This window comes from Roseomonas sp. E05, assembly GCF_030063475.1.
GTDB lineage: Bacteria > Pseudomonadota > Alphaproteobacteria > Acetobacterales > Acetobacteraceae > Pseudoroseomonas.
This window is the reverse complement of record NZ_JASIRT010000004.1, coordinates 136,353-161,429: the sequence shown is the minus strand read 5'-3', so window position 1 is coordinate 161,429 and position 25,077 is coordinate 136,353. Positions and strand designations below refer to the sequence as shown.

Sequence of the window (25,077 nt, the reverse complement as noted above, 5' to 3'; positions counted from 1 at the left end):
TGTTCGAGGATCCCGGACCGGCTTTTTCTTTGCTTGCTTGCGCGCTGCAACCAGGCTGCCGCTCGGTGCGACGGAAGGAACCGGCTTTGATGCTCCGAGTGCCTGGAGGACGGAATGCTCGTGTTCTTGGCTGCGTTTCCGTTGCACGGGACGCGGTTCTCCCTCTCGCGCGGAGAGCCCCGCTCCTTCGGCCGACTTTGCAAGCTGCAGAGGGCTGAGGCAATGGCGCCTCGCGCAACTTTTGGTGCGGCAGGAAGCAAAAATCGATGATGCCGCCTCTGGCCATTGACGGCGCCGAGCTCCGCCAGGGCCTCTCCGCCGACGAGGGAGAGGCGGCGGTGGTGCGGCGGTGCCTGATCACCGCTTTGTTCGCCTCCATTTTCCTGCAGCGTTTCGCGCTGCCGGTTGGCGAGGACGGCGTCGCGATCAACCTGCTGGTGACGGTCTTCGCCCTGCTGGTGATGGCGGTGCGCGGCGCACTCACGCTCGATCCCGTGCGCACCGTGCTGTTCTTCCTCCTCGCCGCCGCGGCGTCGCTGAGCACGGCGATCAATGCCGGCATGGCCTCGGTGCCGTCGCTGGCATTGTTCCTGCTGATCTACGCGCCCTACATCCTCTCGCTGCGCAACAGCGAGGGCGTGTTCGACGCCTGCGTGCGCGCCTTCCAGGTGATGGTGCTGATCTGCGCGCTGCTCGGCATCCTGCAGTTCTTCACGCAGTTCGTCATCGGCAACCCGATTCCCTTCACCTTCAAGGGAATCGTGCCGGACTGGCTGCTGCTGCCGGGCTTCCACACCGCGAACCCGCTGAGCTGGAACTCGCCTTACTTCAAGAGCAACGGCTTCTTCCTCGTCGAGCCCTCGACCTTCTCGCAGTACCTGGCGATGGCCGTCATCCTGGAGCTGCTGTTCTTCGGGGTCACCTGGCGGCTTCTGGTGTTCGGCCTGGCGCTGCCCACCTCCTATTCCGGCACCGGCCTGGTCCTGCTGCTGTTCATCCTGCCCTGGCTGATGCTCTACCTGCGCGCCTATGGCGCGGTGGTCGGCGCGCTGGTGCTGGTGGTGCTGGCAGTCCTCACCGGCAGCCTGTGGAACCTGGATGCGCTGCTGAACCGCGTGAACGAGTTCGGCTCGCAGGGATCGAGCGCCAATGCGCGCTTCATCGCCGGCGCCTGGGTGGTGGGCGAGTTCCTGCTGGATTCGGCGCGCGACGTGATCTTCGGCTTCGGCCCCGGTTCCTATCCGCAATACGTGAAGCTCGTGCCCTATGAGGCGCATGACCCCGCCTGGGTGAAGATGATCTTCGAGTACGGGCTGCTCGGCTCGGCGGTGTTCTGGCCCTTCTTCCTGATCGCGCTGTTCCGCGGCAGCCCGTCGCGCTGGGTCACCTGGTCCGTGCTGATCGGCTATCTCACCTTCGGCGGCATGCTGCTCGACCCGCGCCTGCATGTCTGGATCCTGATCTTCTGCGTCCTGCCGAAGCGCCCGGCGCCCGCGGCGGTCCAGGCGCGGGACGACTGGACCTCCCCCTTGATGCGGCCGGTGTCATGACGCTTCCCACCATCTTCCTCGGCCAGCGCAGCGGGCTCCGCGCCTCGGCCATCGGCCTGGGCTGCAGCCGCCTCGGTTCCACCCTGAGCGGCTGCACCGGCGCCGCGGCGGAGGGGCTGGTGCGGCACGCGCTGGATGCCGGCGTGAGCCTGTTCGACACCGCCGACATCTATGGCCAGGGTGAAAGCGAGCGGCTGATCGGCGCGGCACTGCGCGGACGGCGCGCCGAGGCCCTGATCGTCACCAAGGCGGGGCAGCGCTTCACCCCGGCGCAACGGCTGGCGGCCCTGGCCAAGGCGCCGCTGCGGCAGCTGGCGCGCCGCCTGCCCGGGCTGAAGGATGCCATCGCCAGCCGCCGGGCCGCGCCGCTGCCGCGCGACTATTCGCCCGCGCATCTGCAGCGCGCGATCGAGGGCAGCCTGCGGCGCCTGCAGGTGGAGCGGATCGACCTCTTCCTGCTGCACAGCCCCACGGCCGCCGTGGTCGAGCAGGGCGAGGCCGGCGCGCTGCTCGGCCGCCTGGTGCAGCAGGGCAAGCTGGGCGCCTGGGGCGTCTCCTGCGACGATGCCGAATGCGCCCGCGCCGCCCTGCGCCTGCCCGCCGTGGCGGCGCTGCAGATCCCGCTGGAGGTGGCGGAGGGCATGCGTCCGGAGCTGGCGGCGGCCGCCACGCAGGGGGTCGGGCTGATGCTGCGTGAGATCTTCGCCGGCCGGCCGGCCACCGCCGCCGCGCGGGAGGGGGCGATCCAGGCGGCCCTGACCTTTCCGCAGGCCCTCGCGCTCGTCGGCACCACCTCGGCCTTGCATCTGGACGAGACGCTCGGCTTCGCACAACGCACCCGGACGGTGGACGCTGCATCGTGATTCTTGACGCTCTCTCCCTCGCCCCCGGCGCCACGCTGGAGGCGGATCTCTGCATTGTCGGTGGCGGCGCGGCGGGGCTCTCGCTGGCCTGCGCGCTGGAAGGCTCCGGCCTCTCCGTGCTGTTGCTGGAGGCGGGCGGCCGCAAGTTCGGCGCCGCGGCACAGGACGGGCTGAACGGCGAGGTTGCGGAAGGCAGCGTGCATTCCCCGCCGCACATGTACCGCCGGCGCGTGCTGGGCGGCGCCACCTCGATCTGGGGCGGCCGCTGCGTGCCCTTCGACCCGATCGACCTGGAGCGCCGCGCCTGGGTGCCGGGGAGCGGCTGGCCGATCGGCTGGGAGGCGCTGAGCGCCTATTATCCGGCCGCGCAGGCGTATTTCGAGGCCGGCGCCTATGCCTATGACGTGCCCGAGGCGCTGGGCCCCGAGGCGCCGCCCACCATCACGGGCTTCAGCGATCCCGACCTGACCGCCTCCCGCATCGAGCGCTTCAGCCGGCCGACCGATTTCGGCAAGGCGAATTTCGCGCGGCTGGCCGCCTCCTCGCAGGCGCGGGTGCTGCTGAACGCCCATGCGGTGCGGCTGGTGGCGGAGAACGGCCCGGTCGAGTCGCTGGAAGGCGCCAGCGCGCCGGGGCGCGGCTTCACCGTGAGGGCGCGGCGCTACGTGCTGGCCAGCGGCGGCCTCGAAGTGCCGCGGCTGCTGATGGCCTCCGACACCTCCCGCCGCGGCGGGCTGGGCAATGAGGGCGGCGCGCTCGGCCGCTACTACATGTGCCATGCCGAGAACACGCTCGGGCGCCTGCGCCTGCTGCCGGCCGACCGGCCCGTCGCGCTGGACTTCGAAACCACGCCGGAGGGCATCTATGTCCGCCGCAAGTTCGGCCTCTCCGATGCCGCGCAACGGCGCGAGGGGCTGCTCAACACCATCTTCCGCCTGCACTACCCGCTGATCGCCGATCCCGCGCATGGCAGCGGCGTGCTTTCCGCCATGTATCTGGTGAAGGATGCCATCCTGCCGGAATACCGCCGCAAGCTGGCGACCATCGAGATCGCCAATCGCGGCCGCATGACGCGCGACGCACGCTTCTGGCTCGCGCATGTGGGGAACGTGCTGCGCGATTCGCCGGGCGTGCTGAATTTCGGCCAGAAATGGCTGCGCAAGCGTACCTTCGCCAGCCGCAAGCTGCCCTTCGTGGTGGTGCGCGCGCGCGACGGCAGCTACCCGCTCGACGTCAATGCCGAGCAGGTGCCGAATGCCGACAGCCGCGTCACCCTCGGCCGGGAGACGGACGCCTTCGGCCTGCCGCGCCTGCGCGTGGACTGGCGGCTGCATCCCACGGATGTGGACAGCCTGGTGCGCAGCATGAAGCTGGCGCGCGCCGCCTTCGCCCGCTCCGGCGTGGCGCAGCTCGACTTCGACGACGCCACCATCGAGGCCGAGGTGCGCGCCTCGACGCCCGTGGGCGGCCACCATATCGGCACCGCCCGCATGGCGGACTCGCCGCGCGCGGGCGTGGTGGATGCCGACTGCGCCGTGCATGGCGTGCCCAATCTCTACATCGCCAGCTCCGCGGTGTTCCCGACCTGCAGCCATGCCAACCCGACGCTGACCATCGTCGCCCTGGCGCTGCGGCTGGCGGACCACCTGAAGGCGCGCGCGGCGCAGGATGCCGCGCCGGCATCGGGACGGCTGGCGGAGCTCACCGAATGATCCGCTGCCTCTGGCTCGCCCGCACCCTCCCCTTCCCCTGGACGGCGGGGGACCGCATCTACACCGCCAAGCTCGCCGGCGCGCTGGCCGGCGCCGGCGTGGACGTCACCTTCGCCGGCTTCGCCGCCGAGGCGCCGGCGCAGCCCATGCCTGGCATCACCTGGCACACCGTGCCCGGCGGGCCGCGTGCCCGCCTGCCGGCGCTCGCCAGCCCGATGCCGCTGGTCGCCGCGCGGCACGACACGCCGGCCTATCGCGCCGAGCTGGCGAAGCTGGCGCGGCAGGGCCCCTGGCAGGCCGTGGTGGTGGACCAGTACGGCATGGGCTGGGTGCTGCGGCACCGCCATCTGTTCGAGGGCAGCAGGCCGGCCTTCGTCTTCGTCACGCACGACCATGAGGAGAGCGTGACCGGGATGCAGTGGCGCGATGCCGGCGCCTCGCCGGGCAAGCGGCTCTACCTCGCGCAGAACTGGCTGAAGACACGCTGGTTCGAGCGCTGGATCGCGCGGCAGAGCGACCTCGTCACCACCATCACCCAGGCGGATGCCGACCTCTTCGCCGCCAATGCGCCCGGCGTCACCATGCTGCCGCTGGTGCCGGGCTATGACGGCGTGCGCGTGCCGGAACGCCGGATCACGCCGGAGACGCCGCGCGCGGTGGTGCTGTTCGGCTCCTACCGCTGGTCGGCCAAGCAGGCCAACCTGCGCATCTTCCTCGACAAGGCCGATCCGGTGCTGGCCCGCGCCGGCGTGGCGATCCAGGTGGTCGGCGACATGCCGGACGACCTCCGCCGCACGCTGGAGGGCCGCTACAAGGCGGCGCGCTTCACCGGCTTCGTAGAGGACCCCGCGCCGCATCTCGCCGGGGCGCGCATGGCGGTGCTGGCCGAGCCGATCGGCGGCGGCTTCAAGATGAAGCTGCTGGAATACGTGTTCAACCGCGTGCCGGTGGCGGCGCTTTCCGTCTGCGCCAGCGGACTTGCCGATTCGGTCCGCGCCGAGATGCTGCTGGAGCCGGAGCTGGACGGGCTGCTGCAGCGCGTCCTGCAGCGGATCGACGACATGCCGGCGCTCAATGCGCAGCAGCAGCAGGCCTTCACGGCAGCCGAGCACGCTTTCGACTGGCGCGAGCGCGGCCGCTGCCTTCGTGATGCCATCCTCGTGCGGCATGATCAGGTACAGGCTAAAGCCGGTGGCTCCGTGACAGCCCCTTCCATCCATGCCCGCATCAAGGAGACGGTCAGCGGCGAAGGAGCCTGACCCGCGCCTTTCAACAGGACAATACCGCAATGACGGAACCGAGGCCCAAGCCGGCCACGCATGCCGGGCGCCCTTCCCGCGGCGCGGCCGGCCCGGCTCCCGGCGCGCGGCCATGAGCGGCGCGCCCATCACCGACCCCGATCTGGCCGCGCTGGCCGCGCTCTCGGCGCGGCTGGGGGCGGACCGCAGCCTCATCCAGGGCGCGGGTGGCAACACCTCGCTCAAGCGGGGCGGGGCGGAGCTGTGGGTGAAGGCCTCCGGCACCTGGCTCGCCGCGGCGGAGCGCCAGCCGATCTTCGTCGGGCTGGACCTCGCCGAGCTGCGGCGGCGCATGGCGGCGAACGAGGCGGAGCCGGCGATGCCGGCGCGGCTCGACCCGGCCGGCACGCTGCGCCCCTCGATCGAGACCACGCTGCACGCGCTGCTGCCGCATGCCGTGGTGGTGCACGTCCATTCGGTGAACACCCTTGCCTTCGCCGTGCGGCGCGACGGGCCTGACCTCCTGGCGGAGCGGCTGGCGGGGCTGCGCTGGGCCTGGGTGCCCTATGCCAAGCCCGGCCTGCCGCTCACCCGGGCGGTGCAGGAGAGGCTGGAGGGGGCGCCCGACGTCCTGGTGCTGGGCAATCACGGACTGGTGATCGGTGCCGGCAGCACGGAGGCCGCCGACGCGCTGCTGGCGGAGGTCGAACGCCGGCTGGCCGTTCCCGCCCGCGCCACGCCGCCGCCGGACCTGCCCACCCTGGAGCGGCTCGCAGCCCGCTCGGCCGGGCGCTACCGCCCCGCGCGGCTGGCCGAGGCGCATGCCGCCGCCACCGGGCCCGCCAGCGCCGCGACGGCCGGGCGCGGCGCGCTCTATCCGGACCATGTGGTGTTCCTCGGCCCCTCGCCCCTTCCCGTGCTGCCGCCGGACCAGGCCGAGCCCTGGCTGGAAGCCGCCACGGCGGGAGCCGACATGCCCGCGCTCCTGCTGGTTGAAGGATCGGGCGCCCTGCTGCGCGCCGATCTCGGCGCCGGCGCCGAGGAGATGGCCGCCTGCCTGGGGCTGGTGCTGCCACGGCTTGACCCGGAGGCGCCGCTGGTCTTCCTGAGCGCCGAACAGGAAGCCGAGCTGCTGGACTGGGACGCCGAGAAATACCGCCAGTCGCTCAACACCGCCGAACAGTGACGGAATCCTCTCCCATGCAGATTGTCATCCCGATGTCCGGCTTCGGCGAGCGCTTCCGGCGCGCGGGCTATGCCGTGCCGAAGCCGCTCATCGAGGTGGATGGCAAGCCGATCATCGCCCATGTGCTGGACCTCTTTCCGGGCGAGACCGACGTCACCTTCATCTGCAACGCCGACCACCTGGCCGAGCCGGCCTACCGGATGGAGGAAATCCTGCGCGAGCTGTGCCCGACCGGGCGCATCCTCGGCATCGCGCCGCACAAGCTCGGCCCGGTGCATGCCGTGCTGCAGGCGGTGGACGGGCTCGACCCGGAGCGGCCGGTGGTGGTGAACTACTGCGACTTCACCTGCTACTGGGACTGGCAGGACTTCAAAGCCTTCGTGCGGGAGACCGACTGCGCGGGCGCCATCCCCGCCTATCGCGGCTTCCATCCGCATTCGCTCGGCTCCACCTTCTACGCTTACTTACGCGAAGAGAACGGTTGGGCCAAGGATATCCAGGAGAAGCAGCCCTTCACCGACCGGCCGATGGAGGAGTACGCCTCCAGCGGGACCTACTATTTCGCCTCCGCCGCGCTGATGCGGAAATACTGCGAGGAGACGCTGCGCCAGCAGATCCAGGTGAACGGCGAGTACTACGCGAGCCTCGTCTACAAGCCGATCTTCGCCGAGGGGCTGCCGGTCGCGGTCTATCCGCTGCAGCACTTCATGCAGTGGGGCACGCCGGCCGACCTGGAGGAATACCGGCGCTGGTCGCGCGCCTTCGCCGATCTGGTGGATGCGCCGATGCCGCCCGCCCAGGAGGGCACCGTGCTGGTGCCGATGGCCGGCGCCGGGCAGCGCTTCCGCGATGCCGGCTACACCGAGCCGAAGCCGCTGATCGCCGTCTCCGGCCGGCCGATGGCGGTGCAGGCCGCCGCCGACCTGCCCTTCGCGCCGCGCACCCGCTTCATCCTGCGGCGCGACCTGCCGTTCCTCGACGCCGTCACCGCCGCCCTGGCCGCCGGCGTGCCGGGCTGCGAGACCGTGCTGCTCGACCGGCTGACCGATGGGCAGGCGCGCACCTGCCTGGAAGGGATGGAAGGGCTGAACCTCGACCGCCCGCTGACCATCGGCGCCTGCGACAACGGCGTGCTGTTCGACGCCGACGCCTTCGCCGGCCTCATGGCGGAGGGGGGGCCGGACGTGCTGGTCTGGGGCGTGCGCGGCCACCCCGCCGCCAAGCGCAAGCCGACCGCCTATGGCTGGATCGAGGCCGACGGCTCGGGGCGCATCCGCCGCGTCGCGGTGAAGGAGCCGCTCGCCGATCCCGCCACCGACCCGATCGTCATCGGCGCCTTCACCTTCCGCCGCGCGCGCGACTTCGTGGCGGCGGCGGAGCGGATGATCGGCCGCGCGGCGCGGGTGAACGGCGAGTTCTACATCGACACCTGCATCAACGACGCCGTGGCGCTCGGGCTCGATTGCCGCCTCTTCGAGGTGGCGCACTACCTCGGCTGGGGCACGCCGGACGAGTTGCGCACCTTCGAGTACTGGCAGTCCTGCTTCCACAAATGGCCGCAGCACCCCTACCGGCTGGAACGCGACCGTCGCGTGCCGGCGCCGGCCGTGGCGGCGCTGGAGGCGCGCTATGCCGCCACCGTGCCGCCGCGCCCGCCGCGCGCCGCGGCCTGGTCAGCCACCTGACGACCGCGCCGCAGCCGGAGCACGACCGATGATCCTGATCGCCCATCGCCGCAACACGCTGGAACAGCTGGCCGAGACGCCGACCGAATACGGCGTCGAGGTGGACATCCGCAGCCAGGGGCCGAAGCTCATCATCCACCACGACCCCTTCGTGGCGGATGCGCTGGACTTCGAGGAATGGCTCGCCGCCTACCGCCACGGCACGCTGATCCTCAACGTCAAGGAGGAGGGGCTGGAGGATCGGCTGCTGGCACTGATGGCCGAGCGCGGCATCGAGGACTTCTTCTTCCTCGACCAGTCCTTTCCTTTCCTGGTGCGCACCGCGAAGCGCGGCGAGCGGCGCTGCGCCGTGCGCGTCTCGGAATTCGAGTCGCTGGACACCGCGCTCAGCCTGGCCGGCAAGATCGACTGGGTCTGGGTGGACTGCTTCACCCGCTTCCCGCTCGACCGGCGCGACGCGGAGCGGCTGCGCGAGGCCGGGTTGAAGCTCTGCCTCGTCTCGCCCGAGCTGCAGGGCCGCACCGGGCCCGAGGAGATTCCCGCCCTGCGCGCCCAGCTGGCGCGCGAGGGCATCGCCGCCGAAGCCGTCTGCACCAAGCGTCCCGAGCAGTGGCGTTGATCCCTTCCGATCTCCGCCGCAATCCCTGGTTCCACTTCGGGCTGGCGCTGCGGATCGCGGCCGTCCTGCTGCTGGTGCCGGCGCTGCAGGCCGACTGGTACACACCCTTCATGGCGCGCAGCCTCGCCGCGCCGACGCTCGACCCCTGGACCTGCTACCTGGAGCGGACGGGCCAGCTGCCCGCCTTCTTCGCGGGGCCGGTGATGTACCTGTTCCACGCGCCCTTCGTGGGCTTCGGCATGCTGCTCGACTGGGCCGCGGGCAGTGGTGCCGCCCTGGCGCAGATCGGCCTCGGCCTCAGCCTGCTGGTGGCGGATTACGGGCTGCTGCTGGCGCTGCGCGCCATGCAGCGGGGATCGGAGGACCGCCTCCTCCTCGCCTACTGGCTCTCGCCTCTGGTGCTGTTCATCACCTACTGGCATGGCGACACCGACGTGGTGCCGACGGTGCTGATGGTGCTCTCGCTGGTGCTGCTGCGGCAGGGTCATCCCGGCCGGGCGGGCATGGTGCTCGGGCTCGGCATCGGCGCCAAGATCAGCATCCTGGCCATCCTGCCCTTCCTGGTGGTGTTCCTCTGGAGCCACCGGCGCCACCGCGACATCCTGCCGCGCTTCCTGCTGAGCACCGCCGTCGTCTCGGCGCTGCTGGTGGGGCTGCCGCTGCTCTTCTCGCCGGCGGTGCAGGAAATGCTGCTGGTGAACCCGAAGCTGCTGATCGCCAATCCCGGCATGATCTCGATCCTCGACGTCGACATCACCGCCGGGGCCGGCCACAAGCTCTACATCATGCCCGTCTTCTACCTGCTCGGCCTGTACGGCGCCTGGCAGGTCGGCCGGATGAACTTCAACCTGCTCTACACGGTGCTGGGCGTCGTCTATCTCGCCGTGCTGCTGCTGACGCCCTCGGCGGTGGGCTGGTACATGTGGCTGGTGCCCTTCCTGGTGGCCTACCGCATGCGCGCGGGCCAGCGGGGCGCGCTGCTGGTGATGGCCTTCGCCGCCGCCTTCATCGTGCACAAGCTGATCGTCACGCCGATGCCCGGCATTCCCCTGCTGGGCCTGGAGCCAGGGCTGATGCCGCTGATGCCGGAGGACGTCACCTGGGCGCTGCGGCTGACCTCCCTGGCCTTCTCGGTGCTGACCGGCATCGGCATCGTGCTGGCGCTGAACATGCTGCGCCGCGGGCTGGAGGAGAACGACTTCTTCGGCCTGTCGCAGCGGCCGCTCGCGATCGGCATCGCCGGCGACAGCGGCACCGGCAAGGACACCCTGGCGCTGGCCATGGCCGGGCTGTTCGGCGAGGGCGCCGTCACCGGCATCTCGGGCGACGACTACCACCTGTTCGAGCGGCGCGGGAAGCTGTGGCAGGCCTTCACCCATCTCGACCCGCGCGCCAACGACCTGGAGGCCTTCACGCGGGACGCGCTCTCGCTGATCGCCTGGCGGCCGATCCTCTGCCGCCACTACGACCACGCCACCGGCCTGTTCACCCCGCCGCGGCGCATCCAGGCGAGCGACGTGGTGATGGTGACGGGCCTGCACGCGCTCTACCCGATCGCCCTGCGCGAGCGGCTGGACGTCGCCGTCTATCTCGACATGGACGAGGCGCTGCGCCGCTTCTTCAAGCTGCGGCGGGACGTGCTGCAGCGCGGCCACAGCCAGGAGAAGGTGCTGGCCTCGATCGAGCGGCGGGTGTCCGATTTCCAGGCCTTCGTGCAGCCGCAGCGGGAGCATGCCGACGTCGTCTTCTCCCTCCTGCCGGCGGACCCGGCGACGATCCAGGACCCCGGCCATCTCGGCCCGGTGCCGCTGAAGCTGCAGGTGCGGATGCGCCGCGCCACCAATCTCGACCGGTTGGCCCGCTACCTGATCGCGCTCTGCGGCGCACAGGTGGACGTGTCGCAGGCCAGCAGCCAGGGCATGGCCGAACTGGTCATCGACGGCAGCGACGTGCAGCCAGAGGACATCGACCTGGCGGCCCGCCAGCTGGTGCCGGAGCTGGAGGAACTGCTTGCACGCAATCCCACTTGGCAGGCGGGGATGACCGGCATGATGCAGCTCATCGTCCTGCTTCAGCTCGCCGAGCTGACGCCGAAACGCCGCTGAGGAACGAGGATGCGCCTCCTGAACCCCGACGCCACCCGCGAGCGACCGCGCGCCATCCTGTTCGACCTGGACGACACGCTCTATGCCTACCGTCAGCCGCATGAGCGCGCCATGGCCGCGGTGCGCAACAAGGTGGAGCGCTCGCTGCGCGTCACCCCGGCGCAGTTCGACGAAGCCTTCACCCAGGCGCGAAAGGGGGTGAAGGCGATGCTGGGCGAGACCGCCAGCGCGCACAGCCGGCTGCTCTACTTCCACCGCACCATCGAGATCCTCGGCCTGAGCAGCCAGCCGGCCATGGCGCTCGACCTGGAGCAGACCTACTGGCGCACCCTGCTGACCAGCGCCCGGCTCTATCCCGGCGCCGAGGACACGCTGATCGAGCTGCGCGCCGCCGGCCTGCCACTGGCTCTCGTCACCGATCTCACGGCGCAGATCCAGTTCCGCAAGCTGATCTATTTCGGCATCGACCGCTATTTCGACGTCGTCGTCACCTCCGAGGAAGCCGGCGTGGACAAGGTCGGGCTGCGCCCCTTCGAGATCGCCGCCGCCAAGCTCGGCATCGGCCGGAACGACCGCGTCTGGTTCATCGGCGACGCGGAATGCGACGTGGTGGCGAGCAAGCAGGTGCTGAACGCCGCCACCTTCCAGAAGGTGCATGACCGCAGCGGCCACAACCACCTGCACGAGGGCATCGACGGCACCTTCCACGCCTTCACCGACTTCCGCGACTGGGCGCGCAGCATCGTCGGTCCGGCGTGAGGGGCGGCGGGCATGCGGTCGTTCCATCCATCGCGGAGCAGAAGCTCATGAGGGAGTTCGTCGTCACCGGCCGCGAGGACCTGTACCGGCTCAAGGCCATGCGCGGCCTGTCGCGCGTGGTGGTCGAGACGCGGCGCCTGCTCTATCGCAACCTGCTGCCGCACGCGCTGAAATACGCCGCCTGGGCGCTGATGCCGGGCGGCACGCTGCTGGTGCGCGACGCCTCGCCCAATGTCTTCGACCTCTGGCCGCGCTTCGTCTCGGGCAAGATGGTGCGGCAATGGACCTTCAAGCTGCTGGCGGGTGAGGCCGAGCTGGTGCGGCTCGATCTCGCCGCCGGCGAGATCGAGCTGCGCCGCACCCGCCTGCCGACGCCGCCGGGCTGGGGCGCGGGGGTGGTGTTCTCCGGGCAGGAGGCGGAGCTGCCACGGCTGCGCCAGTGCCTTGATGCGCTGCTGCGCCAGCCGGAGCTGGGCCCGGAGCGCGAGGGCGAGATCGTGGTCTGCGGCCCGGCGGCGGCGAGCGACAGCATCGCCGGCTACCGGCAGGTCCGCTACCTGCCCTACGAGATGCCGCCCGGGCCGCGGGTGATGATCTGCGGCAAGAAGAACGCCCTGATCCGCGCCCTGCGGGGGCCGCGCATCCTGGTGCTGCACACCCGCGTGCTGCTGGCGCCCGACACGCTGCGGCACGTGCCGGAGGAGTTCGAGATCTCCACCCCCCGTGTCTTCGCCGACGGCCCCGCCGGGCGGGAGGACTATCTCTCGCTCGGCGTGCACGACCCGAGCCTGCCCGGGCAGGCGCCGCGCCTGACCCCCTCCAGCCTGCGTCGCATCCCGGCCGAGCGCTATCTCGACCTCTATGCGGAGGGCGCCCCCTATGTGGATGGCGGCGTCTTCATGGTGCGCAAGGACGTGCATGCGCGCTGCCCGCTCAACGAGGACGTCGCCTGGGACGAGGTGGAGGACCTGGAGTGGTGCACCCGCGCCCTCGCCGCGGGCTTCCTGATCGACCTGGCGCCGGAGGCGACCGCCACCTCCGTGGTGGCCAAGCTGCGCTCGCCGCCGCTGCCGCCGCAGGTGATCCGCTGGCTGCGGAGCGGCAAGTTCGCCGTCCATGCCGGCCGCCACCGCCTGCGCGACCGCGCCGAGCGCCTGCTGGAGCGCCGCTGATGCTGAGCAAGAAGGCGGCCCGCAAGTCGCTCACCTTCTTCATCCTGAAGGCGGCCAATACCGGCCTCGCCACGCTCTGGAGCTTCCTGCTCGCCTATAGCCTGGTGCGCATCGTGGGGCTGGAGAGCTATGCCTTCTTCGCCACCGTGATCGCCTTCGCCTCGCTGATCCTGCAGGCCGATCTCGGCATCTCCATCCGCCTCTTCGGCCAGTTGCGGGAGAACTACCTGCACCCCGAGAACAGCTCGCGGGCCGATCTCGGCAGCGCCGTGGCGGCGGCGCTCTGGTCCTATGCGGCGGTGGCGGTGGCGGCCACGGGAGTCTTCGCGGCCCTGGTCTGGGGCCTCGGCCTCGGCGATGCCCAGTACCGCCCCATCTACCTGCTGCTCTTCGCCGGCTCGGTGCTGCCGCTGCCCTGGATGGTGCTGCGCCTCGCCGCCAATGCCTTCGACGCCTATGTGCTGACCGAGGCGATCGACTGCGTCCGCCGCACCCTGCTGCTGGCGCTGACCGCCGCGCTGGTGGTCGGCCTGCCGCTGATGGTCTATGCGGCGAGCTTCGTGGTGCTCTGGCTCTCCGGGCTGGTGGTGCTTTTCGTCATCGCCCGGCGCCGGCTCGGCTTTCTCACCGGCGCGCGGATCGGCCGGGGCTTCCGGGCGCTGCGGGGGGACCTGCACGGCATCGCCGCCTCCGCGGCGCTGTCCTTCTCCGAATTCCTGATCCTGATCTTCCCCTACTACGCCATCCCGCTGATGCACGGGGAGGCGCTCGCGCTGGTCGCCTTCGACATGTTCTACAAGGTGACCCGCTTCGCCACGACGGCCTATTTCACCGTCACCGAGACCATGCTGCCGCACCAGACCCGCGCCTGGCACGCCGGGGACGCGGCGGCGCTGCGCCGCTGGACGCGGATGGCCTTCGCCATCGGCGCCATTCCGGCCCTGGCCGGCGGCGCCGTCATCGGCCTGTTCGGCGACCGCTTCTTCGGCCTCCTGCTCGGCCATCCCGGCGTCGTCTCTCCAGGGATGCGGATCGCCATCTGCGTCATGCTGGCGCTGATGCTGGTGCAGGTGTCGAGCGGCATGGTGCTGGCCGGCATCGGCCGGCTCGCCGCGCTCGCGCGCCGCGCCGCGCTGACGCTCGTCGCCATGCTGGTCTTCTCCGTCGTTACGGCGCTGCAGGGCTGGTCCATCGAGCGTTTCATCGCCGGCTACGTCTTCCTCTATGGCTGCGAGGCCTTCTCCTACCTGCTGCTGCTGCGCCGGATGTTCCAGGAGGCGGACCGGACGCCGCAGGGCTTGCCCCAGCAGGCCTGACGGGAAGATTCCCGGGAGAATGAGGGCCTGTCCTCAGAGCCGCCAGAGGATGGAAGCGGGGGAGAAAGAATTCTCCCCCGCGCCCCCACTTCTTCTCTTTTATCGGTTTTGCCGTGCCGGCGAGGCCCGCTCGCGCCGGGGCTGAGGCAGCCCCGGCGACCACGACCCTAAACCTGCAGAAAAAAGATGGGGGCTCGGGGGAATTCCTTCCCCCGACCTTTTTTTCCACCTTCTGGCGAAAAAAATCCAATTGCCGGCGCGTGGGTTTCGGCGTTCACCCCCGTATCAGGGGCACGAAGCGAGCCCCATGCCGAACATTCTGACCCTTTCCCTCCGCCCCCTCATCGCCTGGGAGGCCTCCATCGCCGAACGGTCCTCGCCTGCTCCGGGCGCCGCAGCCCCGCTGGCGCGCGACCTGTCCGAGGCGGAGGACGCGACGCTGCTCGGCTGGGCCGCGGCGGGCGACCGACGGGCCTTCGACGCGCTGGCGGCACGGCACCTGCCGCTGCTCTACCGCGTGGCGCTGCGCGTCACCGGGCAGCCGGCCGAGGCCGAGGAGGTGGCGCAGGAGGCCATGCTGCGGCTGTGGCAGAACGCGGCGAAGTTCGACCCCGCGCGGGCGCAGCTCGGCACCTGGCTCTACCGGATCACCGCCAACCTGGCGATCGACCGCGCCCGCCGCGCCCGCTTCCAGCCGCTCGCCGAGGCCGAGGAGGCGCTCGACCCGGCGCCCGGCCCCGAGGCGGCCCTCGATGCCCGCCAGCGCCGCGCCCTGCTCGCGGCGGCGCTGGAGGAACTGCCGCCCCGCCAGCGCGCTGCCCTCGCCCTCTCCTATGACCAGGGGCTGAGCGGCGCCGAGGCGGCGGCGGCGCTCTCCGTTTCGACCCGCGCCCTGGAGGGGCTGCTGCGCCGCGCGCGCCGCTTCCTCGCCGCCCGGCTGCGCGGGGAGGGGGAATGATGCCGATGCGGCTCGATGACTTTGCCCGGCTGCTGGACACCCACGGCGCGGACCCCGCCCGCTGGCCGCCCGGGGCCATTCCCGCTGCGCGGGCGCTGCTGGAACGCTCCGCCACCGCGCGCGGGCTGCAGGCCGAGGCCAGGGTGCTGGACGAGGCGCTGCGCGACAGCCTGCCCGGCCCCGCCCCGGAGGCGCTGGCGAGGATGCGCGCCAATGTCGCGCGCGCCGTGGCCCGCGCGCCCCGGCCGGCGGCGCCGGAGCGCGGCGGACTGCTGCACTGGCTGCGGCCCTGGCTGCCGGCGGGTTGCGGCGCGCTGGTGACGCTCGCCGTCTGCGGGTTCTGGCTCAGCCGCATGCCGCAGCCGGCGCCGGAGGAGGTGCTCGGCGCCCCCCGTATGCTGGCGATGATGGAAGAAACCCCCGAATGATCCGCACCCCTGGCCTCCCCGTGCTGCTGAAGGGGCTGCTGGGCGCTTCCCTGGCGCTCAACCTGGTGCTGGGCGCCCTGCTCTGGCAGGACTCCGCGCCTGATCTGCCGCCGGTCAGCCGGATGCAGGCGCATATCGAGCGCATCCTGCCTGAGCCGGACCGCAGCGCCTTTCGGCGCGCCATGGAGGCGGGGCGGCCGGCCTATGAGCCGGCCCGCGCCGCGCTGCGCGACAGCCATGCGGCGGTGCGCGCCGCCCTGACCCGCGAGCCCTTCGATCCCGCCGCGCTGCGCGCCGCCATGGCGGCCTCCCGCGAGCGCTGGGGCGAGTTCGGGCAGCTCTTCGAGGACAGCCTGGCGGCGGGGCTCTCGGCCATCTCGCCCGAGGGGCGGCGGCTGATCGCCGAGGACATGGCGCGGGACGGGCGGCGCCACGGGGGTAAGCGGGACTAGCATGATGACCGTCTTGACGAGGAACGCGGCGCCGCGCGCGCGGGCCGGATGGGCGCTGCTGCTGCTCGGCGCCCTGGCGGCCTGCGGGCCGCGGCCCGAGCCCGTGCTCTCCGGGCTCGCTGCCACGGCCCGCTTCCGCAACGCCGATGCCGCCAGCCCCGCGCAATGGCCCGACCCGGACTGGTGGACCCGCTTCGACGCGCCCGAGCTGGACCGGCTGATGACGGCGGCGATGGCCGGCAATTTCGACCTCGCCGCCGCCACCGCGCGGGTGCGGCAGGCCGATGCCCAGCTGCGCATCGCCGGCGCCTCGCTGTTTCCCACGGTGGGCGTGGATGCCGGCGCCACCCAGGCGCGCTCGGTGGCCAGCAGCAGCCTGGCCGGGCGCAGCCGCAACTCGACGCGCTACGACGCCACCCTCTCGGCCAGCTACGAGGTGGATTTCTGGGGCCGCATCCGCTCGCTCACCGAGGCGGCGCGGCAGAACCTGCGGGCCAGCCGCTTCGACGTCGGCACCGTGCTGCTGACCACCGAGGCCTCGATCGCCAACACCTATTTCGAGGTGCTGGCCGCCCGCGAGGAGCTGCGGGTGCAGGAGCAGAACCTGGCCGCGGCGCGGCGCATCCTGGAGGTGATCCGCCAGCAGGTGAACTTCGGCACCGCGACGGGGCTGGACCTGGCGCAGCAGGAGACGGTGGTGGCGCAGCTGCAGGCCGCCATCCCCAGCCTGCGGCAGACCGCCGAGCAGGGCGCCAATGCGCTGGCCGTGCTGACCGGGCAGCCGCCCAGCGCGCTCGACCTCTCGCCCGACGCCTTCGACCGGCTGCGCATCCCCACCGCCGCCCCGGGCCAGCCGGCCGACCTGCTGGCGCGCCGCCCGGACGTGCAGGCGGCCGAGGCCAGCCTCGCCGCCGCCAATGCCGATGTCGCCGCCGCCCGCGCCGCGCTGCTGCCGGCGGTGACGCTGAGCGCCTCGGGCGGCGTGCAGTCCGCCATGCTGGGCACGCTGCTGCGGCCGGAATCGCAGTTTTTTTCCCTGGTGGCGGGGCTGGCGCAGACCATCTTCGATGGGGGGGCGTTGCGCGGCCAGGTGGCCCTCAGCCGTGCCCAGGCGGAGGAGCTTCTGGTGGAGTACCGCCGCGCCATCGTCACCGCCCTGCAGGACGTGGAGGATGCGCTGGTGGCCCTGCGCGAGACCACCGCGCAGGAGGAACTGCGCGCCGAGGCGGCCGCCCGCGCCCAGCGTGCCTATGACATCGCCGAATCGCAGCTGCGGGCCGGCACGATCACGCTGATCACCCTGCTGAACACGCAGCAGACCCTGTTCTCCGCCCGCGTCAACCTGGTGCAGGCGCGGCTCGCCCGGCTGGAAGCCGCCGTCGCGCTGTTCCGCGCGCTCGGCGGCGGCTGGCAGCCGCAGCCTCTCTGACCCCGGATCCCATGATGGCCCGCTCCCGTATTCTGCTCGTCACCCTCACCGTCCTGGCGCTCGGCGCCGGAGCGGGGGCCTATGTCTGGCAGCAGCGCCAGGAGGCCATGCCGGCCGAACGCAGCGCCGCGCAGACCACGCCCGGCCAGCCCGGCGGGCGCGGGCGCGGCGGCATCCCCGTGCCGGTCACGGTGGCGGCGGCGCAGCGGAAGGACCTGCCGCTCACCCTCGACGCGCTGGGCACGGTGCAGGCGCTCAACAGCGTCACGGTGCGCTCGCAGGTCACCGGCCAGCTCACCGAGGTGCTGTTCCGCGAGGGGCAGGAGGTGCAGGCCGGCGCGGTGCTGGCCCGCATCGACGACCGCACCTATGTCGCCGCCCTGGCCCAGGCGCAGGCGAAGAAGGCCTATGACCAGGCGCAGCTGGAGAATGCCCGCACCGACCTGAAGCGTTACCAGGGGCTGCTCGCCGCCAATGGCGTGACGCGCCAGCAGGTGGACACCCAGCGCGCCCAGGTGGCGATGTACGAGGCGCAGGTGGCGCAGGACCAGGCCAGCATCGACACGGCGAAGGCCCAGCTCGACTACACCACCATCCGCGCGCCGTTCGACGGGCGTGTCGGCCTGCGGCAGGTGGACCCGGGCAACCTGGTCAGCGCCGGCGACACCACCGGCATCGTCAGCATCACGCAGATGCGGCCGATCGGGGTGAGCTTCACCATCCCGCAGGCCGAGCTGCCGCGGCTGCGGCGCGCCATGGCCGCCGGACCGGTGGCGGTGGAGACCGTCCCCAGCAGCGGCGGCACCGCCAGCCAGCCGGTCGCCCAGCCCGAGGCGCCGGCCCGCGGCACGGTGATGACGGTGGACAACCAGGTGGATTCCGCCACCGGCACGGTGAAGGTCAAGGCCGTCTTCCCCAATGAGGGCACCCGCCTCTGGCCCGGTGCCTTCGTCAGCCTGCGGCTGCAGATCGAGACCGTGCCGAACGCCACCGTGATCCCGCTGGTGGCGGTGCAGCAGGGACCGAACGGCGCCTTCGCCTTCGTCGCCAAGCCCGACGACACGGTGGAGCAGCGCCCGCTGGTGCTCGGCGCCGTGACCCGCTCCGAGGCCGTCATCCGCGAGGGGCTGCAGCCGGGCGAGCGCGTCGTCACCTCCGGCGCGCTGCGGCTGAACCCGGGCAGCCGGATCGCCGTTCCCGAGGGCACCACGCCGGGGGGCGCGGCGCCAGGGGAGGGCCAGCCCTCGGCGGAGCAGGGGCGCAGCCGGCCGCGCCGCGCGGCGGAAGCCGGCCGGAGCACGCCGTGAACATCGCCGCCCCCTTCATCGCCCGGCCCGTCGCCACCACGCTGCTGGCCATCGCGGTGCTGCTGGCGGGGATCTTCGGCTATCTCCGCCTGCCGGTCTCCTCGCTGCCGGAGGTGGACTTCCCCACCATCGAGGTGACGACGCAGCTTCCCGGCGCCTCGCCCGACACCGCCGCCGTGCTGATCACCGCGCCGCTGGAGCGGCAGTTCGCGCAGATCTCGGGGCTGCAGGTGATGTCCTCGGTCAGCGGGCCGGGGGTCAGCCGCATCACCCTGCAGTTCCGGCTGGACAAGAGCATCGACGAGGCCTCGCAGGACGTGCAGGCGGCGCTGGACGCGGCGCGCGGCACGCTGCCCTCCTCGCTGCCCTATCCGCCGGTCTATTCCAAGGTGAACCCGGCCGATCCGCCGGTGATCACGCTGGCGCTGACCTCCGACACCCTGCCGATCATGCGGCTCTCCGACACCGCCGACACGCTGCTGGCGCAGAAGCTCTCCCAGGCGACGGGCGTCGGCCGCGTCACGGTGCAGGGCAACATGCGTCCCGCCGTGCGGCTGCGCGTCGATCCGCTGCGGCTCGCGGCCTACGGCATCGGGCTGGAGACGGTGCGGACGGCGATCACCGCGGCCAACCAGAACTCGCCGAAAGGCTCGCTGGACGGGCCGCGCCAGGCCTCCTCGATCCTCGCCAACGACCAGATCACCACCCCCGCCGAGTTCGGCGACATCATCCTGACCTGGCAGAGCGGCGCCCCGGTGCGGCTGCGCGACGTCGGCGAGGCGGTGGAGTCGCTGGAGAACGAGCGCAACGGCGCCTGGTTCAACGGCCACCCCGCCGTGCTGATCGACGTGCAGCGCCAGCCCGGCGCCAACATCGTGCAGACGGTGGAGCGCATCCGCACCCTGCTGCCGCAGCTGGAGAGCGCCATCCCGGCGGGCGCGCAGCTCACCGTGGTGTCGGACCGCACGGAGACGATCCGCGCCTCGGTGCACGAGGTGCAGTTCACCCTGGTGCTCTCGGTCGCGCTGGTGGTGGGCGTGATCTACTTCTTCCTCGGCAGCGGGCGGGCGACGCTGGTGCCGGCGGTCTCGCTGCCGCTCTCCATCATCGGCACCTTCGGCATCATGGCGGTCATGGGCTACTCGCTCGACAACCTCTCGCTGATGGCGCTGACCATCGCGACGGGCTTCGTGGTGGACGACGCCATCGTCATGATCGAGAACATCGTCCGGCTGATCGAGAAGGGCGAGAAGCCCTTGGCCGCGGCCTATGCGGGCTCGCGGCAGATCGCCTTCACCATCGTCTCGCTGACGCTCTCGCTGATCGCCGTCTTCATCCCGCTGCTGTTCATGGAGGGCGTGGTGGGGCGGCTGTTCCGCGAGTTCGCGGAGACGCTGACCGCCGCCGTGCTGGTCTCCATGGTGGTCTCGCTGACGCTGACGCCGATGATGTGTGCCCTCGTCCTGCGCGCCGAGCACCGCCCTTCCCGCGTGGCGGCCGGCTTCGAGCGCGGCTTCGAGCGGCTGCGGCTGGCCTATGGCCGGGCGCTCGGCGTCACCATGCGGCATGAGGGGCTGATGCTGCTGGTGGCCACCGCCACCGTGGCGCTGACCGCCTGGCTCTACGTGGTGATGCCGAAGGGCTTCCTGCCCGTGCAGGACACCGGCCTCATCCAGATCATGACCGAGGCGCCGCAGGACACCTCCTTCCCGCGCTCGGCCGAGATCCAGCAGCGGGTGGCGGCCGTGGTGCAGGCCGACCCGGCGGTGGCCGCCGTCACTGCCGTGGCGGGCGCGGGCGCGCTGAACCCGGCGCAGAACACCGGCCGCATCACCGCCGTGCTGCGCCCGCGCGACGAGCGCGACCTGGACGCGCAGGGCGTGATCGCCCGGCTGCAGCCGAAGCTCGACGCCATCCCCGGCGCCGTGGCCTATCCGGTGGCGGTGCAGGACATCCAGATCAGCCCGCGCGTCAGCACCACGCAGTACCAGTACACGCTGACCGACGCCGATGCCGCCACCCTCTCGCTCTGGGCGCCGCGCGTGGTGGCCCGGCTGCGCGCGATTCCCGGCCTGCGCGACGTCGCCACCGACCAGCGGGAGGACGGCGTGCGGCTGGCCATCCAGGTGGACCGCGACCGCGCGGCGCGCCTCGGCGTGACCATGCAGGCGGTGGACAACGTCCTCTACAACGCCTTCGGCCAGCGGCAGATCTCCACCATCTACGGCCAGAGCAACCAGTACCGCGTGGTGCTGGAAGCCTCCGACCGGCTGCGCGAGGACCCGACGGCGATCGGCCAGCTCCGCGTCGCCGGCACCGACGGCGCGCAGATCCCGCTCGCCGAGATCGCCAGCTTCACCCGCACCAGCGGCCCGCTGCTGGTGACGCGGGAGAACCAGTTCCCCGCCGTCACCGTCAGCTTCAACCTGGCGGATGGCATGTCGCTCGGCCAGGCGGTGGAGGCCATCCAGGCCGCCGAGCAGGAGATCGGCCTGCCGGAGAGCGTCGCCGGCCGCTTCGCCGGCGACGTGGCGGAGTTCAATGCCTCCCTCTCCGGCCAGCCCTGGCTGATCCTGGCGGCGGTGGTGGTGATCTACATCGTGCTGGGCGTGCTCTACGAGAGCGTCATCCATCCCATCACCATCCTCTCCACCCTGCCCTCGGCCGGCATCGGCGCGCTGCTGGCGCTGCAGCTCTGGGGGCTGGACCTTTCGGTGGTCGGGCTGATCGGCATCATCCTGCTGATGGGCATCGTCAAGAAGAACGCCATCATGATGATCGACTTCGCGCTGGAGGCGCAGCGCGACCACGGCATGGCGCCGCGCGAGGCGATCGTCGAGGCGGCGCTGCTGCGCTTCCGGCCGATCATGATGACCACCGCCGCGGCGCTGCTCGGCGCCCTGCCGCTGATGCTGGGCTCCGGCACGGGCTCGGAGCTGCGGCTGCCGCTCGGCGTCTCCATCGTCGGCGGGCTGCTGCTCAGCCAGCTCGTGACGCTGTTCACCACCCCGGCCATCTACCTGGCGCTGGAGGCGGCGCGGGCGCGGGTGCAGCGCTGGTGGCAGGGGCGCGATCCGCAGGCGGCGCCGGCGGAATAGGGGGGACGGGCGATGTTCTCGATCTCCGCGCCCTTCCTGCGGCGGCCGATCGGCACCATGCTGCTGGCGCTGGGCCTGGCGCTGGCCGGGCTGGTGGCGCTGCGGCAGCTTCCCGTCTCCTCCATGCCGCGCGTCGATATCCCGACGCTCTTCGTCAGCGTCAGCCAGCCCGGCGCCAACCCGGAGACACTGGCGGCGACGGTGCTGGCGCCGCTGGAGCGGCGCATCGGCGAGGTCGCCGGCATCACGGAGATGACCGCCAATGCCTCGACCGGCAGCGGCAACATCATCATCCAGTTCGACATCTCGCGCAGCCAGGCGGATGCGGCGCGCGACGTGCAGGCGGCGGTGAACGCGGCGCGCGAGGACCTGCCCTCCGGCCTGCCCAACCCGCCGCAGGTGCGCAAGATCAACCCGGCCGACGCGCCGGTGCTGATCCTGGCCATGACCTCGGAGACGATGCGCTCCACCGCGCTCTACGACGTGGCGGACAGCATCGTGGCGCAGCGGCTCTCGCAGATCTCGGGCGTGGCGCAGGTGCAGGTGGGCGGCGCCGACCAGCCGGCGGTGCGGGTCGCGGTGAACCCGGATGCCGCGGCCGCCGCGGGAATCTCGCTGGATGACATCCGCACCACGATCACCAGTGCCAACGTGACGCAGCCGGTCGGCAGCATCGAGGGGCCGGAGCAGTCGGCCATGCTCTCGGTGAACGACCGCATCAGCCGCGCCGAGCAGTACCGCACGCTGGTGGTGAAGAGCGCCGATGGCAGCATCACGCGGCTCTCCCAGGTCGCGGATGTGCGCGACGGCACGCGCTCCAGCCGGCAGGCGGCATGGTTCAACGAGCGCCCGGCCATCCTGATGATGGTCTTCAAGCAGGCCGACGCCAATGTGCTGGACGTGGTGGCCGGGGTGAAGGCGCTGTTGCCGCAGCTTGATCGCTGGGTGCCGGGGGGCGTCCGTATCGACATCATGAGCGACCGCTCCGGCACCATCCATGCCAGCGTGGAGGAGGTGCAGTTCACGCTTCTGGTCACCATCGCGCTGGTGGTCGGCGTGGTGGCGCTGTTCCTGCGGCGGCTCGGGCCCACGCTGGCCGCCAGCGCCACGGTGCCGCTCTCGCTGCTCGGCACGCTCTTCGTCATCTGGATGATGGGCTATTCGCTCAACAACTTCTCGCTGATGGCGCTGATCATCTCGGTCGGCTTCGTGGTGGACGACGCCATCGTCATGATCGAGAACATGGCGCGGATGCGCGAGCGCGGCATGCCCCCCTTCCAGGCGGCGCTGGAGGGTGCGCGGCAGATCGGCTTCACCATCGTCTCGATCACCCTCTCGCTGATCGCGGTGTTCATCCCGCTGCTGGCCATGCCCGGGCTGGTCGGCCGCTTCTTCCGCGAGTTCTCCGCCACGCTGGCCATCGCGGTCGGCATCTCGGCGGTGCTGGCGCTGACGCTGACGCCGATGATCGCGGCCCATCTCGACCCGCCCCCCGACCCCTCGGGCGCCGAGAAGCCGCCCGGCCGCTTCGGCCGCGCCTTCGAGGCGATGATGGACGCGGTGGTGCGCGGCTACATGCGCTCGCTCACCGTGGTGCTGCGCTTCCGCTGGCTGATGCTGCTGGCCAGCTGCGGCTTCGTGGCGCTCACCGTCTGGCTCTACGTCGTCGTGCCCAAGGGCTTCTTCCCGGAGCAGGACACCGGCCTGCTGGTCGGCAATGCCCAGGCGGCGCCGGATACCTCCTTCGCCACCATGGAACGGCTGACGAAGGAGGTGACGCGCATCCTCCTGCGCGACCCGGCGGTGGCCAGCGTCGGCGCCTCGATCGGCGGCAGTTCCTGGAATGCCGGCACGAATTCCGCCAGCTTCTACATCGCCCTCAAGCCGCGCGAGCAGCGCGACGCCTCCGCCAATGACGTGATCGCCCGGCTGCGCGCGCCGCTCGGGCGCATCCCCGGCGTCAACGCCTTCCTGCGGGCGCAGCAGGACATCTTCATCGGCGGGCGGCCGGGCAACGCCTCCTATTCCTACATCCTGCTCGGCACCGATCTCGGCGAGCTGCGTCAGTGGACCAACACCATGGTCGAGAAGCTGCGCACCGTGCCGGGGCTGGCCGACGTCTCCAGCGACCAGGAGCGGTCCGGCCTGGTCAACCGCGTGGTGATCGACCGCGACGCCGCCGCCCGGCTCGGGGTCGGCATGGACGATGTCAGCACGGCGCTGAACAACGCCTTCTCGCAGCGCCAGGTCTCGACCATCTACGGCAGCCGCAACCAGTACAAGGTGGTGCTGGAGATCGATCCGGCGCTGCAGCAGGCCTCCACCCAGCTGAACCGCATCTTCGTGCCCGCCGGCGACGGCACGCAGGTGCCGCTCGGCGCGCTGGCGCATGTGGAGCGCGACGTGGCGCCGCTGCGCGTCACGCATCGCGGCCAGTTCCCGGCCACCACCATCAGCTTCAACCTTGGCGAGGGGGTTGCGCTCAGCGACGCCACCGCCCTGGTGCAGCAGGCGGAGCGCGCGGCGATGCTGCCTGCCTCCATCCGCTCGCAGTATGGCGGCAATGCCGCGGCCTTCAACGATTTCAGCCGCTCCCAGCCGCTGCTGATCCTGGCGGCGCTGGTCTCCATCTACCTGGTGCTCGGCATTCTCTACGAGAGCTTCATCCATCCGCTGACCATCATCTCCACCCTGCCCACGGCCGGACTCGGGGCGCTGCTGGCGCTGCTGGCCACCAACACGCCCTTCTCGGTGATGGCGCTGATCGGCGTCATCCTGCTGATGGGCATCGTGAAGAAGAACGCCATCATGCTGGTGGACTTCGCGCTGGAGCACGAGCGCACCGAGGGGCTGGGCAGCACCGCCGCCATCCTGGCCGCCTGCCGCGACCGCTTCCGGCCGATCCTGATGACCACCCTCGCCGCGCTGCTGGGCGCCGTGCCGCTGGCGGTGGGCACCGGCACCGGGGCGGAGATGCGGCAGCCGCTCGGCATCACCATCATCGGCGGGCTGCTCGTCTCGCAGCTGCTCACGCTCTACACCACGCCGGTCATCTTCCTGGCGCTGGACCGGCTGCGGCGGCGCCGGGCGCCAGCCATGGCGGCGGCGGAGTAAAAGAACCGGGGGGGATGAGGGTCTGTTCTCAAATCCGGCGGAGGACAGAACCGGGGGAGAATGAATTCTCCCCCAGACCCCCTCTT

At 71.5% G+C, this 25,077-nt stretch carries 18 protein-coding genes; all 18 read left to right on the top strand.

Features of this window, described 5'->3' with window-relative positions:
- Positions 1 to 266: 266 nt before the first annotated feature.
- Entirely contained in the window at positions 267 to 1,550 is a 1,284-nt protein-coding gene (locus QMO56_RS06550; protein WP_283524313.1) for a hypothetical protein, read from the top strand.
- Positions 1,547 to 2,413 (top strand): aldo/keto reductase, encoded by an 867-nt coding sequence (locus QMO56_RS06545; RefSeq protein ID WP_283524311.1) that lies wholly within the window; start codon positions 1,547 to 1,549, stop codon positions 2,411 to 2,413. The genes QMO56_RS06550 and QMO56_RS06545 overlap by 4 nt, the downstream gene beginning before the upstream one ends.
- Positions 2,410 to 4,125 carry an FAD-dependent oxidoreductase gene (locus QMO56_RS06540; protein WP_283524310.1) on the top strand — a complete coding sequence of 572 codons (1,716 nt, stop codon included), beginning with the start codon at positions 2,410 to 2,412 and terminating at the stop codon, positions 4,123 to 4,125. Before QMO56_RS06545 ends, QMO56_RS06540 begins: the two co-directional genes overlap by 4 nt.
- A complete protein-coding gene (locus tag QMO56_RS06535; protein WP_283524308.1) occupies positions 4,122 to 5,384 on the top strand; it encodes a glycosyltransferase in 1,263 nt (420 codons plus the stop codon). The genes QMO56_RS06540 and QMO56_RS06535 overlap by 4 nt, the downstream gene beginning before the upstream one ends.
- 112 nt (positions 5,385 to 5,496) lie before the next feature.
- Positions 5,497 to 6,549, top strand: coding sequence for a class II aldolase/adducin family protein (locus QMO56_RS06530; RefSeq protein ID WP_283524307.1), 1,053 nt, complete (start codon positions 5,497 to 5,499; stop codon positions 6,547 to 6,549).
- 14 nt (positions 6,550 to 6,563) lie between these two features.
- Complete coding sequence (locus QMO56_RS06525; protein ID WP_283524305.1) at positions 6,564 to 8,234, top strand: NTP transferase domain-containing protein; 1,671 nt, start codon at positions 6,564 to 6,566, stop codon at positions 8,232 to 8,234.
- Positions 8,235 to 8,262: 28 nt separating this feature from the next.
- Complete coding sequence (locus QMO56_RS06520) at positions 8,263 to 8,853, top strand: phosphatidylinositol-specific phospholipase C/glycerophosphodiester phosphodiesterase family protein (protein ID WP_283524303.1); 591 nt, start codon at positions 8,263 to 8,265, stop codon at positions 8,851 to 8,853.
- On the top strand, positions 8,850 to 10,958 hold the full coding sequence (locus tag QMO56_RS06515; protein ID WP_283524301.1) for a phosphoribulokinase/uridine kinase: 2,109 nt from the start codon (positions 8,850 to 8,852) through the stop codon (positions 10,956 to 10,958). The genes QMO56_RS06520 and QMO56_RS06515 overlap by 4 nt, the downstream gene beginning before the upstream one ends.
- 9 nt (positions 10,959 to 10,967) lie before the next feature.
- Positions 10,968 to 11,717 carry an HAD family hydrolase gene (locus tag QMO56_RS06510; RefSeq protein WP_283524299.1) on the top strand — a complete coding sequence of 250 codons (750 nt, stop codon included), beginning with the start codon at positions 10,968 to 10,970 and terminating at the stop codon, positions 11,715 to 11,717.
- Between the two features lie 47 nt (positions 11,718 to 11,764).
- Positions 11,765 to 12,889, top strand: a complete 1,125-nt coding sequence (locus QMO56_RS06505) for a glycosyltransferase family A protein (RefSeq protein ID WP_283524298.1) — start codon at positions 11,765 to 11,767, stop codon at positions 12,887 to 12,889.
- Complete coding sequence (locus tag QMO56_RS06500) at positions 12,889 to 14,205, top strand: hypothetical protein (RefSeq protein WP_283524297.1); 1,317 nt, start codon at positions 12,889 to 12,891, stop codon at positions 14,203 to 14,205. The genes QMO56_RS06505 and QMO56_RS06500 overlap by 1 nt, the downstream gene beginning before the upstream one ends.
- Positions 14,206 to 14,512: 307 nt before the next feature.
- A complete protein-coding gene (locus tag QMO56_RS06495; protein ID WP_283524295.1) occupies positions 14,513 to 15,163 on the top strand; it encodes a sigma-70 family RNA polymerase sigma factor in 651 nt (216 codons plus the stop codon).
- A 5-nt stretch (positions 15,164 to 15,168) separates the two neighbouring features.
- Positions 15,169 to 15,591, top strand: a complete 423-nt coding sequence (locus QMO56_RS06490) for a hypothetical protein (protein WP_283524294.1) — start codon at positions 15,169 to 15,171, stop codon at positions 15,589 to 15,591.
- Positions 15,588 to 16,043 carry a periplasmic heavy metal sensor gene (locus QMO56_RS06485; protein WP_283524293.1) on the top strand — a complete coding sequence of 152 codons (456 nt, stop codon included), beginning with the start codon at positions 15,588 to 15,590 and terminating at the stop codon, positions 16,041 to 16,043. Before QMO56_RS06490 ends, QMO56_RS06485 begins: the two co-directional genes overlap by 4 nt.
- 13 nt (positions 16,044 to 16,056) lie before the next feature.
- Positions 16,057 to 17,472 carry an efflux transporter outer membrane subunit gene (locus QMO56_RS06480; RefSeq protein WP_283524291.1) on the top strand — a complete coding sequence of 472 codons (1,416 nt, stop codon included), beginning with the start codon at positions 16,057 to 16,059 and terminating at the stop codon, positions 17,470 to 17,472.
- Positions 17,473 to 17,486: 14 nt separating this feature from the next.
- A complete protein-coding gene (locus tag QMO56_RS06475; RefSeq protein WP_283524289.1) occupies positions 17,487 to 18,779 on the top strand; it encodes an efflux RND transporter periplasmic adaptor subunit in 1,293 nt (430 codons plus the stop codon).
- Positions 18,776 to 21,877 (top strand): efflux RND transporter permease subunit, encoded by a 3,102-nt coding sequence (locus QMO56_RS06470; protein ID WP_283524287.1) that lies wholly within the window; start codon positions 18,776 to 18,778, stop codon positions 21,875 to 21,877. The genes QMO56_RS06475 and QMO56_RS06470 overlap by 4 nt, the downstream gene beginning before the upstream one ends.
- 12 nt (positions 21,878 to 21,889) lie before the next feature.
- Positions 21,890 to 24,991 (top strand): efflux RND transporter permease subunit, encoded by a 3,102-nt coding sequence (locus QMO56_RS06465; protein WP_283524285.1) that lies wholly within the window; start codon positions 21,890 to 21,892, stop codon positions 24,989 to 24,991.
- Positions 24,992 to 25,077 lie beyond the last annotated feature (86 nt).

What these genes read in the sequence shown, in the direction of transcription:
- QMO56_RS06550 (WP_283524313.1), top strand. Translation starts at nt 267, where the DNA reads ATGATGCCGCCTCTGGCCATTGACGGCGCCGAGCTCCGCCAGGGCCTC.
- QMO56_RS06545 (WP_283524311.1), top strand. Translation starts at nt 1,547, where the DNA reads ATGACGCTTCCCACCATCTTCCTCGGCCAGCGCAGCGGGCTCCGCGCC.
- QMO56_RS06535 (WP_283524308.1), top strand. Translation starts at nt 4,122, where the DNA reads ATGATCCGCTGCCTCTGGCTCGCCCGCACCCTCCCCTTCCCCTGGACG.
- QMO56_RS06530 (WP_283524307.1), top strand. Translation starts at nt 5,497, where the DNA reads ATGAGCGGCGCGCCCATCACCGACCCCGATCTGGCCGCGCTGGCCGCG.
- QMO56_RS06525 (WP_283524305.1), top strand. Translation starts at nt 6,564, where the DNA reads ATGCAGATTGTCATCCCGATGTCCGGCTTCGGCGAGCGCTTCCGGCGC.
- QMO56_RS06520 (WP_283524303.1), top strand. Translation starts at nt 8,263, where the DNA reads ATGATCCTGATCGCCCATCGCCGCAACACGCTGGAACAGCTGGCCGAG.
- QMO56_RS06510 (WP_283524299.1), top strand. Translation starts at nt 10,968, where the DNA reads ATGCGCCTCCTGAACCCCGACGCCACCCGCGAGCGACCGCGCGCCATC.
- QMO56_RS06505 (WP_283524298.1), top strand. Translation starts at nt 11,765, where the DNA reads ATGAGGGAGTTCGTCGTCACCGGCCGCGAGGACCTGTACCGGCTCAAG.
- QMO56_RS06500 (WP_283524297.1), top strand. Translation starts at nt 12,889, where the DNA reads ATGCTGAGCAAGAAGGCGGCCCGCAAGTCGCTCACCTTCTTCATCCTG.
- QMO56_RS06495 (WP_283524295.1), top strand. Translation starts at nt 14,513, where the DNA reads ATGCCGAACATTCTGACCCTTTCCCTCCGCCCCCTCATCGCCTGGGAG.
- QMO56_RS06490 (WP_283524294.1), top strand. Translation starts at nt 15,169, where the DNA reads ATGCGGCTCGATGACTTTGCCCGGCTGCTGGACACCCACGGCGCGGAC.
- QMO56_RS06485 (WP_283524293.1), top strand. Translation starts at nt 15,588, where the DNA reads ATGATCCGCACCCCTGGCCTCCCCGTGCTGCTGAAGGGGCTGCTGGGC.
- QMO56_RS06475 (WP_283524289.1), top strand. Translation starts at nt 17,487, where the DNA reads ATGGCCCGCTCCCGTATTCTGCTCGTCACCCTCACCGTCCTGGCGCTC.
- QMO56_RS06465 (WP_283524285.1), top strand. Translation starts at nt 21,890, where the DNA reads ATGTTCTCGATCTCCGCGCCCTTCCTGCGGCGGCCGATCGGCACCATG.